This window comes from Lacticaseibacillus yichunensis, from assembly GCF_003946405.1.
Taxonomy (GTDB): domain Bacteria; phylum Bacillota; class Bacilli; order Lactobacillales; family Lactobacillaceae; genus Lacticaseibacillus; species Lacticaseibacillus yichunensis.
In genome coordinates this window covers 102,257-119,422 of sequence record NZ_RHOG01000001.1, presented here as the reverse complement: position 1 = coordinate 119,422, position 17,166 = coordinate 102,257, and the positions used below count along the sequence as shown (strand labels likewise).

Genomic DNA, 17,166 nt, shown 5'->3' with positions numbered 1-17,166 from the left:
TGAATGAGTTGGGCGGCTAAAGTAGGAGCGGGGTTACCCGACTTTTTGTTGAAGTCTGGCGTGCACCTGCACACCCTAGTTGGGTTTCGGTGCGCATGGCGGATGCATCTAACTGTCCCTGTCACTCGAGGCGAAGTGCGCCCCAAGCGCCAGGGCCAAGTTAGCTGATCCGCCATCCCGCGTCCCTACATACCCTAGTTGGGTTTCGGTGCGCATGGCGGCTGCATCTAACTGTCCCTGTCACTAGAGGCGAAGCGCGCCCCTAGCGCCAGGGCCGAGTTAGCTGATCCGCCATCCCGCGTCCCTACACACCCTTTGGCTCACGGAGAACGTCCTGGTATTCCGCTTTTGTATCGAATTCATGTCGGGCAAAGGTGCACAGCGGCTCGATCTTTTTGCCTGTTGCGCGGGCTTCGTCGACCACCGCCCGCACCAGTTTGCCGGCAATGCCTTGGCCGCGCAGGCTACTGTCAACGAAGGTGTGATCGATGACAAAATTTTGCCCGTCGTCGATGTCTTGGTAGGTGACCTCGGCGATCAGCTTGCCGTTGTCGTCGGTCAGAAAATAGCGGCCCGGTTCATGTTCAAATTCCATGGAAAGACCTCCTTATTTTAATAGAAGAGAAGTGGCTGGTATCACGACCATTATCGCATATCCCGCGGGTAAATGATTCTTTAACCTGTGCGTGCCGGCGTAGTTTCGAATTGCCTGCGGTGGTAAGATTGATAAGAGAAAGAACTGATGGAGGACATTATGCACAAACGTGGCTTTGAGATCGTTTCAGCGTATCAAGACGACCCAGCGGTGAAGCTGCCGGTCCGCTCAACGAAGCAGGCGGCGGGCTACGACTTTTTTGCCCGGGAAGATTTCGTTTTAAAAAGCATCTGGCGCTATGATTTTATCCGGCTTTTTCGCCTGATCAAAAATGAACATCCATTGACCGAAAGCGATTTTCGCCGCGCCACCAAGATCTTGAAACCCCTCCTTGTGCCCACAGGCGTCAAGGCGTACATGCAGCCGGACGAGGTGCTGATCTTGGCCAATCGTTCCAGCAATCCGCTCAAGCGCGGACTGGTCATCCCAAACGGCATTGGCGTGATCGATGCGGATTACTACAACAATCCGGATAACGAAGGCGAGATCTTCATCCAAATGGTCAACACGAGCCCCAAGGATGTTGTGATCGAGCAGGGTGAGCGCATCGGCCAAGGCATCTTCATGCCATTTTTGACCGCCGATGACGACCAGGGCGGCCAAGGCGAACGAACCAGTGGCTTTGGGTCGACTGGCCGCTGATTTTTCTTGAGAAAGGAGCCGCGACATGGCTAAATCAAAAACGCAATTTGTCTGCCAAAACTGCGGCTATATCTCGGCCAGTTATATCGGCCGCTGCCCGAATTGCCGCGCGTGGAACAGCTTAGTTGAAGAGGTCGTCGAGGCGGCCCCGACTGCGGCCAAGCCCCGGGCGACGGTATCTGGTCAGCGCGTGCGCCCGCAGAAGCTCGAGAAGGTCACGATCGAAAAAGAGCACCGCGTCAAGACCGGCCTCAATGAGTTGAACCGGGTGCTGGGTGGCGGCGTCGTGCCGGGGTCGTTGGTCCTGATCGGCGGCGATCCCGGCATCGGGAAGTCGACGCTGCTCCTTCAAGTTTCCGGCCAGCTGTCGGCGACCGGTGGCACTGTTTTGTATGTGTCCGGCGAGGAAAGCGCCAGCCAGATCAAGATGCGCGCCGGACGCCTCGGCGTCGGCGAGACGGGGATGTACTTGTATCCGGAAACAGATATGCCCAGCATTCGTAGCGCGATCGAGGACCTCAAGCCGGATTACGTGGTCATCGACTCTGTCCAAACGATGAACGTGCCCGAGATGAACGCGGCGGTGGGCTCGGTCTCCCAGATTCGGGAAGTCACCGCGGAGTTGATGCGCATCGCCAAGGTGAACGCCGTGACGATCTTCATCGTTGGCCATGTGACCAAGGACGGCGCCATTGCCGGGCCGAAGATCCTGGAGCACATGGTGGATACAGTCCTGTATTTTGAAGGCGACATGCACCACACCTTCCGCATTTTGCGCTCGGTGAAAAATCGCTTCGGGTCGACCAACGAGATCGGCATCTTTGAAATGCACCAGGACGGCTTACATGAAGTGGCTAATCCCTCGGAACTGTTTTTGGATGAGCGGCTGGCCGGGGCGAGCGGCTCTGCGGTCGTTGTGTCGATGGAAGGCACGCGGCCGATCTTGGTCGAATTGCAGGCCCTGATGACGCCGACGCAATACGGCAACGCAAAGCGCACCGCCAGCGGCCTCGATCACAATCGGGTCAGCTTGATCATCGCGGTGCTGGAAAAACGGGCGAACCTGATGCTCCAAAATCAGGATGCCTATCTCAAAGCTACAGGTGGGGTGCGGTTGGATGAACCGGCGATCGACCTTGCGATGGCCATGGCGATCGCCAGCTCTTACCGGGATGTCGAGATTCAGCCAACCGATTGTTTTGTTGGCGAGCTTGGACTGACCGGTGAGGTGCGCCGGGTCAGCCGCATCGAGGATCGCATTAAGGAGGCGGCCAAGCTCGGGTTCAAACGCATTTTTGTCCCGAAAAACAATCTCGCGGGTTGGCAGTCGCACGAACCGATTCAGGTGATCGGCGTGACCAGCGTCGCCGAGGCGATGAATAAGGTATTCAACGAACGGGGCTGAGTCGATTTGCGATCACCCAATCAATTTTGCATCACCTGGCCGACATGGGCGTACCAGTCGGCCAGATCTAATGGGCACCGGCCTTGAGTGGCAGCAAGGCCGGCTTGCACAGTGAAAGGAGGATTCTATGAAGAAACGAATGATCTCACTGATCTTTGCAACTGTCGGTTTCGGGGTCGGGCTTGGCGCATTGCCATATTTATGGGCTGCCCTCAACCTTGAACAGTCGTGGTTGATTAGTCCTGTGGCCAACGCCGTCCTTGGCGCGTTGATTTTTTTGATCTTGGGTGAACTGTCCAGCGGCTGGATCCTGCGCGAGCTCAAACAGATCGAAAAAGCGTTGAGTGAGCGCTCAGCCAGTTATCTCTTGTTCGGCAGTCTCGGTACCATTGTGGGCCTTGTGTTAGCAGCCATTATTTCAATTCCACTTAATAATTTACCTGGCCCATTTGGTACTCTTTTTCCAATTATTCTGATGATCTTGCTGGGGTATCTCGGCTTTCGTGTGGGCACCACGCGCCGCGAGGAATGGCGCAAGTTGCTCAACATCAAAACAAAGCCGAAAGACTCAGAAGGCGAGGTGCTTGAACGCAAGGTGGGGGACAACTTCCGTAAATACAAGTTGCTCGACACCAGCGTCATCATTGACGGCCGGGTGCAAGCCATCGCCAAAACCGGGTTTCTCGAAGGCACATTGCTGGTGCCGACCTTCGTGGTGCATGAACTTCAGCTGATCTCCGATTCCGCAGATGCGCTCAAGCGCGGGCGCGGGCGGCGCGGCTTGGATATCATCAACCAGATGAAGGCCGATCCAGAGATCAATGTCGAGATGTACGATGGTGATTTTGACGATATGACCGAAGTCGACAGCAAGCTGCTCAAGCTGGCTAAGCTCCTCGATGGGGTCGTCATGACCAACGACTACAACTTGAACAAGGTCGCGCAGTTTCAAAATGTGCCGGTGTTGAACATCAACGCGCTGGCCAACGCGCTCAAACCGGATGTGATTCCTGGCGAGGGCATGACGGTCACCGTGATCAAGTCCGGTACCGAGCGGCAGCAAGGGGTCGCTTATCTGGAAGATGGCACGATGGTCGTGGTTGAAGACGGCCAGTATTACATGAGTCAGCCGCTTGATGTGATCGTCACCTCGGCGCTGCAAACGGCGGCCGGCCGGATGATCTTCGCCAAGCCTGCCCACCAGCAGAAATCGCTGCGGGAAAAACCGGAAGCGGATGACAGTAGTAATAAGAAAAAACAGAAACGCTGATCGTCATTGCGCAAGGCGGCATCCACCACGGGTGCCGCCTTTTTGTGCGCAGTGAGGGGGCGGGGCACAGGGCGGCGAAAATGTGCGAGGAAGGCTGCAGAGTATAACTGCAGCGACAACCTGCGACGGTCGCGATGAGGGCTACTCTCCACTGCAGCACCAAGGCTGGAAAATGGCGCGGGCCATCGCGGCTCTCTTACAATAGAGATAGTAGGGGGTGCCTTGCCGGAAAGGAGGAACGCCGCATGCGGCACGATTTTTTTGTCGACGAAAACGGGCTGGCCGAAAGCCATGGCCAAACCAGCAATTATATTTTGATGGTCACGGATGATAAGCGCGAAATGACCGCCGTGCGCAAGCAATATGCGCTTCCTGAAGCAATTTTTCTCGGCGCCGATGCACCTGAGGAAGCCTTGCGCTACGAGGACCTGCCTGGCACCCGGTTGACGCACGCCAAGGCGCTGTTGGTCATGGATCTTGATGAAAATGAGGGTGAGCGAATCGAAAAACGCCTTCAGCCGGTGACGATGGTGGTGGCCAAGGAAGGGCTGCTCATGCATCTGGTACCAAATTCGGCGCTTGAAGGGGAGTTGCTCGCAAAAAATGACCGCCATCTGCTTCGCTCGCCAGCTCGGGTGATTGGGGCGGTACTGCAACTGATCGGCCACCATTTTGTGCATGTCTTGAAAAGTCAAAAAAAGGCGATCGACCATCTTGATCAGGCGGCGCGCAAGACCACCCGCAATCAGGAGCTGTTTCAGCTAGCCGACCTGTCCCGCGATATGGTGTATCTGGAGCACACGCTGGATGATCAGCGGGATGTGCTGGATAAATTGCTGGCGGATGCGGATTTTTCGGATGCGCTGGGTGATTCACGCCTGGCGCAAAATATTCTTCAGCGCCACCGGTACGCGGTGAAAATGGTGACCATTTACCGCGATCTGTTGGAGACCTCCAGTAGCCTGTTTTCCGCGATGATGGACAACCGGCTCAATCATCTGATGCGGTATCTGGATTCGGCAGCGCTGGTCGTGTCGGTGCCGGCGATGATCGGCGGCCTGTGGGGGATGAACGTCGGCGGTATCCCGGGCGACCGCTCCTGGTGGGGATTTTTGATCATGACGGGTTTTGCCCTCTTGATGGGCGGGTTGACCGCGCTGCATTTGATGCGGAAGGATTTTCATACGAATTAAAAGGATTTTCATACGAATTAAGATGAGGGACTGTCAGCGGCGGCCTAGGTACTGCAAGTCGGTCACAACTTGATAGTTGCAGTTTTCCTATTAAGATCGACGGCTCATGGCGCAAGAGGTAATTGAGTGCTTTTCCTGCCTGCATTTGTTATGCTTATGGCAAATAAAATAACGAGGTGATCGCGATGCAACGAGCGGCGAAACGGCATGCGACCGGGCGCACGCTTTCCTTTGGCAGTGTTTTGTTGTTAGGCATCAACGGCATTATCGGCTCGGGGATTTTCCTGTTACCAGGGACGCTTTATCAGCAAAGCGGCAAATGGAGCGTTTTGGCCCTGATCGCGGCGGGGTTGGTCACGACGATGATCGCGCTGTGTTATGCGGCTATGGCGTCAAAGATCGACGATGATGGCGGGGCGTGGGTCTACGCGGACCGCGCGTTTGGCCGCTTCCTCGGCTTTCAGACGGGCTGGTTCGGCTGGTTTCTCGGCGTCATCACCATCGCGGCTGAGATTACGGCATTTTTGACCACGCTGGGCGGGTTGGTCCCGGCGGTCAAGACGCGGCCGGTGTATCTCGCGGTTGCGCTGGGCATTTTAGCGTTATTGGCGATTCTCAACCTAGTCGGGTCATCGCTTCTGACATTTATCGATAATCTTTCCAGCGTCCTGAAAATCGGCATCATCGTCGTTTTCGTGGGGGCCGCCGGATTTTTCATCAGCCGGCATTCCTTCGAGTTGCCTTCAGCAGGGTCAAATGGCGGCGGGTTCAGTCAATCATTCGCCGCAACCTTTTACATGTACACAGGCTTTTCGTTCTTGCCGGTCGCAGCCAAAAAGATGGCGAATCCGGAGAAGACGTTGCCGCGTGCCTTACTGATCGTGATGGCGATCGTGATGGTTGTGTATACGCTGACGGATTTGGCCACGATGGCGATTCTTGGCGGGGCATTGAGCGGAAACGCCTTGCCGGTCGCGAATGCATTCGCCGCAGTGGTTGGCACTTGGGGAAAAATCGTTGTGCTGCTGGGCATGTTGGTGTCGATTCTCGGTGTCGCCATTGCCGTTTCCTTCGATACACCGGTTGAGATGGCGTCGTTGGCGACGGAAAAAGAATTGCTGCCCGCTATTTTCGGTCGCACCAACAAAAGTGGCACACCAATCATTGCTGTTTTGGTCACGATCGGTTTGGCAGCGCTCTTGATTCTTTCAGGAAGCTATTTATTCCTGGTCAATCTGATTGTCCTCGCCGCGTTTTTGCAATATATCACGACGATCTTCTCTTGGTTCAAGTTGCGCCACGATCCGACACTGCCGGCGGGAATGAAAATGCCTGGTGGGATGCTTTTTCCAATCATCGGCCTGCTTGTGATCTTGTATCTGATGACCAGCTTGGCGTGGACGACTTGGTTGATCGCCGTCGGAATGGCGGCGGTTGGGACTATTGTCTATGCGACGGATGATCGGCGGAACAAGCCGAAGAAGAAAATTGCGGGTTGATGCTGAACATGAACGCGCGGCTCCGCAGCCCTTCATAGTTGCGCTCCGCGGGGCAGGTTCGGCGCAGCTAGCTACGCCACGTCACTCGGGTCCAAAGAACGGACCCAAGCGCCATGGCTAGGCTACCTGTCCGAACCTCGCGCCCCGCTCCGCAGCCTTTTCTAGTTGCGCTCCGCCGCGCATGTTCGGAACATCTAGTCAAGCCAGCACTCGGGGCAAAAAACAGCCCCAAGCGCTGGCTTGAACTATCTGCCCGAACATGATCGCGCGGCTCCGCAGCCTTTCATTTTATGGTACACTAGCCATGCATTGTTTAAATAAATGGAGGCGTAATGCATTGGCAGATCGACCAATTCGGGTGCGGTATGCACCTAGTCCGACCGGGCATCTTCACATCGGGAATGCGCGGACGGCCCTTTTCAATTACCTTTTCGCTCGACACAACAACGGGACGATGGTGCTTCGAATCGAAGACACGGACACGAAGCGCAACATCGCCGACGGGGAAAAGAGTCAGATCGAGAACCTGCACTGGCTTGGCATCGACTGGGATGAAGGTCCCGATGTCGGTGGCGATTTTGGCCCGTACCGGCAGTCCGAGCGTAAGGATATCTATCAAAAGTATATCCAGGAGCTTGTCGAGAAAGGCGACGCCTACGAATCCTACAAGACCGAAGAGGAATTGCAGGCAGATCGTGATGCGCAAAAAGCCGCACATGAAGCCCCTCATTACGTTTATGAATATGAAGGCCTGAGCGCCGAGGACAAGCAAGCGAAGATCGACGAAGCCAAGGCAAAAGGACTCAAGCCGGTCATTCGTTTCCACATTCCGGCCGATCATACCTACGAATGGGATGACATTGTCAAAGGCGACATCTCGATCGATGGCAATACCATCGGCGGCGATTTTGTCATTCAAAAAGCGGACGGCATGCCCACGTACAACTTCGCGGTCGTCATCGATGATCATCTGATGGAGATCTCCCATGTGCTACGCGGGGATGATCATATCGCCAACACGCCAAAGCAGATTGCAATCTACGAAGCGCTCGGCTGGGATGTGCCGGTGTTTGGCCACATGACGCTGATCATCAACGGCGAGACCGGGAAGAAGTTGTCCAAGCGCGATGAGTCTGTTTTGCAGTTCATCGAACAATATCGCGAGCTCGGCTATCTGCCGGATGCGATGTTCAACTTCATCACCTTGCTTGGCTGGTCGCCGGTTGGGGAAGACGAGATCTTCACCAAGAAGGAATTCATCGAGCAATTCGACGAGAAGCGTCTGAGCAAGTCGCCGGCCCGTTTTGACAAGAAGAAGCTTGAATGGGTCAACAACCAGTATATTAAAAAGGCGGACGTCAACGAACTGACCGCGCTGTCCTTGAACAACCTGATCGAGTCTGGCCGCATCCAAAAAGATCCGGATCCAAAGACCATCGAGTGGGCACGTCAGCTGATCAGCTTGTACATCCCGCAGATGAGCTACACGGGCCAGATCAGCGAGCTCTCCGACATTTTCTTCACGGAGCCGGCACCGCTTGATGACAAGGAACAAGCCGAGCTTGAAAAAGACGGTGCGCGTCCGGTCATCGAAGCCATCCAAACAAAATTGCAGGGGCTGGACACCTTCTCTGCGTACTTCATCAACCAATTGGTCAATGACGTCCGGCAGGAGACTGGGGTCAAGGGCCGCAAGCTCTACATGCCGATTCGCATTGCGACGACGCGTGTGATGCACGGACCGCAATTGGCCGAGACCATCGAATTGATTGGCCGCGATCAGACGCTCAAAAACATCGCCTCTGTATTGAGCCAAATGAACTAACACTTGAATCATGGGAGCCGGGACACTTGTCTGCGGCTCCTTTTTTTGTTTGGCGCAGCCGGCACTCCGGGGCAGCGGCGGCCGCGTGCGCCAAGTGGCCGACCCCGCGGTGTCTTTTCCCTTCTGTTTGCGAAATCTACTCCATGGACAGCGACTCGTTTCACACGTACAATTGATAGAAGCGAATGGAGGGTGTTACATGGATGCGGCGCTTGCAGTCTTAAAGGAAAAATTCGGCTACGACAGTTTTCGGCCCGGCCAAGACACGGCGGTGAGTCGTGTGCTTCATGGCGAAAACACGCTGGTCATTATGCCCACTGGCGGCGGGAAATCGCTGTGTTACCAAATTCCGGCGATGCTTTTGGATGGATTGACGGTGGTGGTCTCGCCGCTGATCGCCCTGATGAAAGATCAAGTTGATGCACTGAATGATAATGATATTCCGGCAACTTTTATCAATTCAACGCTGGATTATCAAGATGCTGATGAGCGATTATCAATGGCGGCGCGAGGGGAAGTTAAATTGCTTTATGTTGCGCCGGAGCGCCTGGCAATGAGCGGCTTTCAGGCGGAGCTTGCGGATCTGAATGTGCAGGTCCTGGCGATCGATGAGGCGCACTGTATCTCGCAATGGGGCCATGATTTTCGCCCGAGTTACCTCGCCTTGCAGGAGGTCGCAAAAAGTCTGCCGAGTCACCCGACTGTGGTGGCGCTGACCGCAACGGCGACGGAGCGGGTGGCCGACGATATTTGCGAGCGCCTCGACATTCCGGCAGAAGGGCGCATCAACACCGGCTTTGCTCGAGAGAATCTGAGCTTTCAGGTCGTGCGGGATCAGGACAAGGACAAATTTCTGATCGACTACCTGCGCCTAAATCCGGATCAGTCGGGCATCGTCTATGCGGCGACGCGCAAGGAAGTTGACCGGCTGGATGCGCTTTTGACCAAAAAACATCTGCCGGTGACGAAATACCATGCGGGGCTTTCGGAAGAGGAACGCAGTCAAAATCAGGAGGACTTTCTGTTTGACCGCAAGCCGGTGATGATCGCGACCAACGCGTTTGGCATGGGTATCGATAAAAGTAATGTCCGGTTCGTGATTCATGATCAGGTGCCAGCGGACCTGGAAAGTTATTACCAAGAGGCTGGTCGTGCCGGGCGAGACGGCTTACCGAGTGAGGCGATTCTGCTTTTTTCTCAAGGCGACCTGCACATCCGCCGGTTCTTCATCGATCAATCGGAGGGTGACGAGGATTATAAGCAGCGCGAATATCAAAAACTCCAGGTGATGAATCAATACGCCAATACGGGGGAGTGCTTGCAGGCGTATATCCTTGCGTACTTTGGCCAGGAAAGCGTGCCGTGCCAGCGCTGCTCGAATTGTTTGGACCAGCGTGAGGCGGTGGATGTCACCACGGATGCGCAAAAGGTGCTGTCCTGTGTGGTTAGGATGCGGGAGCGTTTTGGCAAGGGGCTGGTCGCACAGGTGTTGGGCGGCTCGGCTAATCAGCGCATTCGCGAGCTCCATCTGCAGGACCTGCCGACATATGGCATCATGGCCAGCATGCCGCAGAAGCGGATCACGGAGTTCATCGATTTTCTGGTGGCCAGTGAGTACCTCGAAGCGTTGGGCGGCCAGTACCCGATCTTGCATGTGACGGCCAGCGGTGCAGCGGTGCTTCGCGGCGAGGAAAAGGTGATGCGGAAGCAGGCCATTCAGGCGCGCGCCGCGGTGCCGGTGGACGATGCCCTGTTTCAAAGACTGCGGGCGGTTCGCCGGGAGTTGGCGGAAGAGCAAGGCGTCCCGCCGTTCGTCATTTTCTCGGACAAGACGCTGCGGGCCATTTGCACGGCCCAGCCGCAGACGCTGGATGAAATGGCAGAGGTCAAAGGGATTGGCCAGGCGAAGCTGACTCGATATGGCGAGATCTTTTTGACGGCGCTGCAAGAGGCAGTGGCCTCGTGAGCGACGGGTTTGATGCAGAAAATCTGACGCAGCGGGGCAGGCGGCTGGGCGATCAGCCGCGGCCTTGGCTTTTTTCTTCTATTATAATGGGGACACGCCTCATGTTTTTTCGCCCGGAATTCGGGTATGATACAACTGATAGCACACAGAAAGGATGATGGGGATGCTTGAGATCTATAACACATTGACACGGACCAAGGAACCGTTCAAGCCGTTGGTTCCCGGTGAGGTGCATATGTATGTCTGTGGCCCCACTGTCTACAATTATATTCATATCGGCAACGCGCGGTCGGCCATCGCGTTTGACACGGTGCGCCGTTATCTTGAAGACCAGGGTTATAAGGTGACTTATGTCTCTAACTTCACGGATGTCGATGACAAGATCATTAATGCGGCCAAGGAAACAGGTGAGGCCCCGCTTGAGTTGGCGCAACGCTTCATTGATGCGTACATGGCCGACACGGCGGCGCTGAACATTGAACCGGCGTCGGCACATCCGCGGGCGTCACAGATGATTCCGGAGATTGTTGCGTTTGTCGCGGATCTGATCAAAAAGGGTTACGCATACGAGGCGGACGGGGATGTTTATTACCGGGCCCGGAAATTCAAGCATTACGGCGAGTTGTCCAACAAAAATGTGGATGAGCTGGAACTAGGCGCCAGCCAACACGTCGATGCGGCGGAAACGGCGCGCAAGGAGGATCCAATCGATTTTGCCTTGTGGAAGAACGCGAAGCCTGGCGAGATCTCTTGGCCTTCGCCTTGGGGGCAGGGACGGCCTGGCTGGCACATTGAATGCTCGGTGATGAGTACGACGCTGCTTGGCGACACGCTGGATATTCATGGCGGCGGCCAGGACCTCGAGTTCCCGCATCACGAAAACGAGATCGCGCAAAGCGAAGCGGAAACGGGCAAGCGATTCGTCAACGTGTGGATGCACAACGGGTTTGTGACGGTCGGCGAAGACGATGAAAAAATGAGCAAGAGCCTCGGCAACTTCGTGATGGTCCATGACCTGCTGAAGACGGTCGATCCCCAGGTGCTCCGCCTCTTGATGGTGGGTACCCAGTACCGCCGGCCGATTCGGTACTCGCAGGCTGGACTCGATGAGGCCAAGCGTGTGCTGGAGCGGCTTCAAACGGCGCATGATAATTTGACTTATCGCCTGAAGGACGCGCAGGCCGGCGATGATCCGGCGATCGATGCCGCACTTGATGATTTACAAGCCCGCTTTGTGGCCGCGATGGATGATGATTTTAATGTTCAAAATGGACTCGCGGTCGTTTATGAATTGATGAAGCAGATGAATACGTATGCCGCGGCTGAAACGGTTTTTGCCGGCGGGATTCAGGCGCTGCTCGCAAAGCAGGCGCGCTGGCTCGCAATCTTTGGCGTGGTGTTGAAGGCAGCGGACCAGCTGCTAGATGCGGATATCGAATCGTTGATCGCGCAGCGCAATGCGGCGCGGGCGGCCAAGGATTTTGCCCTGAGCGATCAGATTCGCGACGAGCTGGCCAGCAAGCACATTATTTTGGAAGACACAGCGCAGGGAACGAGGTGGCACCGCGATGACGAATGAGAAAACAGATCCGCAGCAAGTCAATGGCATCGCGCTGGCCTATCTTGGGGATGCGGTGTATGAAGTGTACATTCGCGAGCACCTGCTGGCCCGGGGATTGACCCGACCGGCGCAGCTGCAAAAAGCGGCGAAGAGCTTTGTATCGGCCAAGGCCCAAGCGGCATTGATCGAGGGCATGACGGAAGCGGATTTGTTGACGACGGATGAACTGGACTATTTTAAGCGTGGGCGCAATGCGAAGAGCTACACGCACGCCAAGCACACGGATGTGGTGACGTACCGCATCTCGACAGGCTTTGAGGCGCTGTTCGGCTATCTGAAGCTGACGGGTAACACCGCGCGCATCGACGACTTGGCGACCTGGTGCATCGCGTATGTTGAAAAGGGGGAGACTGGGCATGGCAAAGCCAAACACACCGAAGAATAATGATCGTGACCGAAGCGGACGGCCGACGTCAGCCCGCGGTAATCAGCAAGCAGGCGGCCGGTTCAGTGAGGCGCGAGGCGGCCAGCGGTCTGACGCCACAGGCAAGGGCGGTCGGCCTAACGATGCCCGGCGCGGCCGCCGTCCCGGCAAGGTCGCCAATGTTCAGTCAACCCCTGGGCAGCCAGAGGATACGGATGAAGATGCGAGTGAGTTTGTTTTTGGCCGGCACGCCGTTGAAGCAGCCTTGAAAAATGGCAGCAGCCAGACCATCAACAAATTTTTCGTTCAGACAAAACTGGGCGGTGAGGCGATCAACACACTGGTCGGCCTAGCCCGCAGCAAAAAGATCCTTGTGGCCGAGGTGCCAAAGACCAAGCTGGATCTTTTGTCAGATGGTGGTAATCACCAGGGCGTGATGGTCGCCATGACGCCGTATGCATACGCGAGTCTAGATGACCTGTTTGCGCATGCGGAAGAAGCCGGCCACGAGCCATTTTTCCTCATTCTTGACAATCTTGAGGATCCGCATAACCTGGGGTCGATTCTGCGGACGGCGGATGCGATCGGCGTCGATGGTGTGATCATTCCCAAGCATCGGGCGGTTGGTCTGACCAGCACGGTGGCAAAGGTGTCGACCGGCGCGATCGAGCATGTGCCGGTCGCCCGCGTCACGAATTTGGCGCAGACAATCAAGACGCTGAAGGACCGCGGACTGTGGATCTTTGGCACGGCGATGGATGGCCAGGATTTCCGCCAGTGGTCCGCGCAGGGCAAGGTGGCGCTGGTGATCGGCAACGAGGGCAAGGGCATCAGCCCAGGCGTGGCGAAATTGATGGATCAGACCTTGACGATTCCGATGGTCGGCCATGTGCAGAGCCTCAACGCCAGCGTCGCAGCCGGCATTTTGATGTATCAGGCGTTCACTAGTCGCCAGGGAGGCCACTAATGCGGCGGCATCTGACGATCGTCGATGCCTATAATGTGATCGGTAATTGGCCGGAGTTGGCGAAGCTCAAGGCGACCGGTCACTTTGATGCCGCGCGCGATCGCCTGCTGGATATTTTGGCTGAATACCGGAGCCATGAAAATGCCGAGATGCTGGTCGTTTTCGATGCGATGTATGTGCCAGGCATCGGCCAGCGCTATGATAAATGGGACTTGCAAGTCGTTTTCACCCCGCAGGATGAAACGGCCGATAGCTACATTGAGCGGCTTGCAGACCAGCTGAACACGCCGCTGGTGCAGCTGACGGTGGTCACGTCCGATCAAGCCGAGCAGTGGACCGTCTTTTCCCGCGGGGCGTTACGGATTTCCTCCCGCGAATTTTTGCAGGAGGTGCAGCGCTCGCACCGCGAATTCACGAAGGGCACCGATCCGTTCATCATGCGCGAGGCCCCGCGCAACACGCCTTGGCGCGGTGAACAGCTCGACCGGCTGGAAAAAATGCGCAAGAGTTTGGAAGCCCCCAAGCCAAAGTGGCAACGGCCCAATAAAAAATAAGTTGGTCATATTAGTCGATGTCGCCTTTCAGGCATCGACTTTTTTGTTCACTCAGGGCAGGTAGCCATTCAAATGTGGCGCACGCTGTGTCATACTTGCCACTAGTTTATTTTGTTGGAGGCGGTCGGCGTGGATGATGCGATGCGGGAAAAGGGACCCTGGCGGCGTAATTTGTCGGTCCTCTGGTTCTGTACGTTTGTGGCTGGCATGGCATTTTCCGAGATGTCGCCATTCTTGTCGCTGTTTGTCAGCCAGATGGGCGATTTTTCCAAGTCGCAACTCAGCTTGTGGAGCGGCATTATCTACGCGGTGGCGTACCTAGTGACGGCAATCGTGTCGCCGCTTTGGGGTAGGCTGGCGGATCGCACGGGGCGCAAAGTGATGCTGGTGCGGGCAAGTCTGGGCATCGGCTTTGCGACCTTATTGATGGCGCTGTGTACGAATGTTTGGGCACTGCTTGGCGCGCGCATCGTGGAAGGCATTTTCGATGGGTACATTCCAAACGCCCAAGCGCTGGTCGCCTCACAGACACCGCGTGAGCACTCCGGGGCGGCGCTGGGCACCTTGGTCACGGGCTCGGTGTCGGGCACGCTGCTTGGCCCGGTGATTGGCGGGCTATTGGCGCAGGCCTTTTCAATTCGGATGACATTTTTTATCACGACGGGCCTGTTGATGGTGGTCGCGCTGATGTCCGGGTTATTGGTTCAGGAATCCTTTGTGCGAGTCGATCCGGCTAAGCAGAAAAATCAGCCAGGGTTGTTGCGGCGCCTGGCCGACCCGAAATTGATCGTGATTCTGTTGCTCTCGACGATGGTGGTGCAGATGGGAAATTCCTCCATTTACCCGATCATCAGCCTGTACATTCAAGAGCTGATGCATGGACAAGGCGCGATCACCGTCGTGGCAGGCGTGATTGCGGCCTTGCCTGGCCTCTCGAACATCCTGGCGGCGCCGCGGCTTGGCCGTTATGGGGACCGCCGCGGGTCTGGCCGCGTTTTGATGGGCTGTTATCTCTTCGCGGTGCTCGTCTATTTGCCCCAGGGGTTCATCGGCAGTGTGATCGGCCTTGGCGTGTTGCGCTTATTGGTTGGGGTCTCCGATGCAGGACTGTTTCCGACCATTCAGACCTTGTTGACGAAAAATGCGCCGGTGGATGCCACCAGCACGATCTTTTCCTGGAATCAGAGTTTCCAGGCCCTCGGCAGTATGTTCGGTGCCTTTTTCGGGGGCTTGCTCGCTGGGTGGCTGGACTACAATGCAGTGTTTATCGCGACCGCTGTGATGCTTCTGGTGAACTTATTATTGCTCAGATTTGGCGCGCCAGAATTAATAAAAGATGAGGCGAAAAAAGCAAATTGACCGGGTCCGCAAGTGCGCGACGCCGGTTTTTTCTTACGCAAAGATTGAACCGCTGGCGTCAGGGTGTTAGAGTGGACGCTGTAAAGAATTTGTAACATGAGAAAATGGGGTGTTTCTGCACTGCCTGCGTTAGGACGGATTTTGGGTGCAGAATGACTGCATTTCGCAAAAGAGCTTTTGCGAAGTACCTATCGATTGCATGAGCCAAGTTAGCTGTCCCGCCCCTAAGCGCCCCGCTTCTCACCCTGTAGTTGGGCTCAGCCGAGCAGGGGTGGGACTTCTAGCTGACTCGTGCACTCGAGGCGAAGCCCGCCTCAAGCACCCGAGCCAAGCTAGCTGCCCACCCCTAGACGCTCGGCTTCGCACCCTGTAGTTGGGCTCAGGCCCGCATGGCGGGAACATCTAACTGTCTCCTGCGCTCGATGGCCAAGTGCGCCATCAATCGCATGAGCCAAGTTAGCTGTCCCGCCATCCCGCGGGCCTTCGCACCCTGTGTTATAATGCTTTGACGGCTTTTGTTTTGCTTAAGGAGAGATTTATTAATGACTGAATTACCCGCTTTTACCCCGATCCTGTTGGGCAGTGATATGAATGTTTATGGCATGGCGCGGTCTTTTCATGAATTGACCGGTAAGCCGGTGGCCATTTATGCCCGTGAACAGCTGGCGCCCACGCGTTTTTCCAAAATCGTCGATGTGCATCTGATCGAGCATTTCGATGCGGATCCATTTTTCATTGACGCGATGCGCAAGTTGGTGGATCAGTATGCCGCCGTGCCTGGGCCAAAGCTCCTGATCGCATGCGGGGATACTTATGCCGAGCTGGTCTCCAAGCATAAGGATGAGTTGAGCAAGACGTTCATCTGTCCGTATGTCGATTATGACCTGCTTCGGCAGTTGAATAATAAAGAGAATTTTTATAAGGTCTGTGATCAATATCATCTGCCATATCCGGACACGATGATCGTGACCCAGGCGATGTATGATAGCAAGGTGCCTGTCACCGCGCCGTTTGCGTTTCCGCTGGCCCTCAAGCCGGCGAACTCGGTCGAATGGCTAAACATCCATTTTGAGGGCCGCAAAAAGGCGTTCACGATTCACTCGCAGGTCGAGCTGAACACGATCATCGGCAAGATCTACGACAATGGGTACACGTCGGATCTAATTTTGCAGGACTTCATTCCGGGCGATGACAGTAATGACCGCGTCGTGAATGCCTATGTTGACCAATACCATCATGTGAAAATGATGTGCTTGGGCCATCCACTGCTGCAAGACCCGACGCCTTATGCGATCGGCAATTACGTCGCAATCTTGCCGGAATTTGATCAGGCGCTTTACGACCAGCTGAAGACGTTTCTTGAAGCCATTCAATTCACTGGGTTTGCCAACTTTGATCTGAAGTATGACCGCCGTGACAAGACCTTCAAGCTGTTTGAGATCAATATTCGCCAGGGCCGTAGCTCATTTTACGTGACGCTGAATGGCTACAATCTGGCGGCGTGGCCGGTGCAGGATTATATCGCTGGCACCCTGGCCGATCAGCCGACTGTTTTCGCCAATGAGGATGCGGCTAAGCGCCAACTCTGGCTGGGTGTTGGCAAATCTGTTTTCAAAAAGTACGCGGCTGAAAATCCAGCCAAAGACGAAGCGCTGGCGCTGCTTGCGAAAGGCCAGTCCGGCACGACTGTTTTTTACAAGCATGATATGTCGCCCAAGCGGTGGCTGCTGTTGCGCTATATGTGGCACAACTATGCGGTGCGGTATAAGCAGTATTTTGCGGAAAATAGTGCCAAGGCGTAGTAAACTAAAGGCGTTGGAATTGCCTCAACAGAAAGAAGGATCAT

14 protein-coding genes are annotated in these 17,166 nt (G+C 55.6%); 13 read left to right on the top strand and 1 reads right to left on the bottom strand.

Annotated elements, in window-relative coordinates; genetic code table 11:
* Positions 1-304: 304 nt before the first annotated feature.
* Complete coding sequence (locus EKM95_RS00505; RefSeq protein ID WP_125695874.1) at positions 305-595, bottom strand: GNAT family N-acetyltransferase; 291 nt, start codon at positions 593-595, stop codon at positions 305-307.
* 159 nt (positions 596-754) lie between these two features.
* On the opposite strand from EKM95_RS00505, the gene EKM95_RS00500 reads away from it, so the two are divergent.
* The 13 genes from EKM95_RS00500 (at position 755) to EKM95_RS00440 (ending at position 17,122) form a co-directional block, all read left to right on the top strand.
* The gene (locus EKM95_RS00500) at positions 755-1,297 is read left to right on the top strand and encodes a dCTP deaminase/dUTPase family protein (RefSeq protein WP_125695873.1); all 543 of its coding nucleotides are present in this window, start codon (positions 755-757) and stop codon (positions 1,295-1,297) included.
* 25 nt (positions 1,298-1,322) lie between these two features.
* Positions 1,323-2,702 (top strand): DNA repair protein RadA, encoded by a 1,380-nt coding sequence (gene radA, locus EKM95_RS00495; protein ID WP_125695872.1) that lies wholly within the window; start codon positions 1,323-1,325, stop codon positions 2,700-2,702.
* A 127-nt stretch (positions 2,703-2,829) separates the two neighbouring features.
* Positions 2,830-3,972 (top strand): PIN/TRAM domain-containing protein, encoded by a 1,143-nt coding sequence (locus tag EKM95_RS00490; RefSeq protein ID WP_125695871.1) that lies wholly within the window; start codon positions 2,830-2,832, stop codon positions 3,970-3,972.
* 245 nt (positions 3,973-4,217) lie between these two features.
* Positions 4,218-5,165, top strand: a complete 948-nt coding sequence (locus EKM95_RS00485) for a magnesium transporter CorA family protein (protein ID WP_164510028.1) — start codon at positions 4,218-4,220, stop codon at positions 5,163-5,165.
* A 185-nt stretch (positions 5,166-5,350) separates the two neighbouring features.
* A complete protein-coding gene (locus EKM95_RS00480; RefSeq protein WP_125695869.1) occupies positions 5,351-6,664 on the top strand; it encodes an APC family permease in 1,314 nt (437 codons plus the stop codon).
* Between the two features lie 337 nt (positions 6,665-7,001).
* Positions 7,002-8,489, top strand: a complete 1,488-nt coding sequence (gltX, locus tag EKM95_RS00475) for a glutamate--tRNA ligase (protein ID WP_125695868.1) — start codon at positions 7,002-7,004, stop codon at positions 8,487-8,489.
* A gap of 199 nt (positions 8,490-8,688) precedes the next feature.
* On the top strand, positions 8,689-10,455 hold the full coding sequence (gene recQ / locus EKM95_RS00470) for a DNA helicase RecQ (protein ID WP_125695867.1): 1,767 nt from the start codon (positions 8,689-8,691) through the stop codon (positions 10,453-10,455).
* A gap of 163 nt (positions 10,456-10,618) precedes the next feature.
* Entirely contained in the window at positions 10,619-12,034 is a 1,416-nt protein-coding gene (cysS, locus tag EKM95_RS00465) for a cysteine--tRNA ligase (protein WP_125695866.1), read from the top strand.
* Positions 12,024-12,461: a Mini-ribonuclease 3 gene (locus EKM95_RS00460; RefSeq protein WP_125695865.1), complete on the top strand. Its 438-nt coding sequence runs from the start codon at positions 12,024-12,026 to the stop codon at positions 12,459-12,461. Before cysS ends, EKM95_RS00460 begins: the two co-directional genes overlap by 11 nt.
* Positions 12,433-13,407, top strand: a complete 975-nt coding sequence (gene rlmB / locus EKM95_RS00455) for a 23S rRNA (guanosine(2251)-2'-O)-methyltransferase RlmB (protein WP_125695864.1) — start codon at positions 12,433-12,435, stop codon at positions 13,405-13,407. Before EKM95_RS00460 ends, rlmB begins: the two co-directional genes overlap by 29 nt.
* A complete protein-coding gene (locus EKM95_RS00450; protein WP_125695863.1) occupies positions 13,407-13,961 on the top strand; it encodes an NYN domain-containing protein in 555 nt (184 codons plus the stop codon). The genes rlmB and EKM95_RS00450 overlap by 1 nt, the downstream gene beginning before the upstream one ends.
* A gap of 129 nt (positions 13,962-14,090) precedes the next feature.
* Positions 14,091-15,320 carry an MFS transporter gene (locus EKM95_RS00445; RefSeq protein ID WP_125695862.1) on the top strand — a complete coding sequence of 410 codons (1,230 nt, stop codon included), beginning with the start codon at positions 14,091-14,093 and terminating at the stop codon, positions 15,318-15,320.
* Positions 15,321-15,862: 542 nt separating this feature from the next.
* Positions 15,863-17,122, top strand: coding sequence for a carboxylate--amine ligase (locus EKM95_RS00440; protein ID WP_125695861.1), 1,260 nt, complete (start codon positions 15,863-15,865; stop codon positions 17,120-17,122).
* The last annotated feature ends 44 nt before the right edge of the window (positions 17,123-17,166 follow it).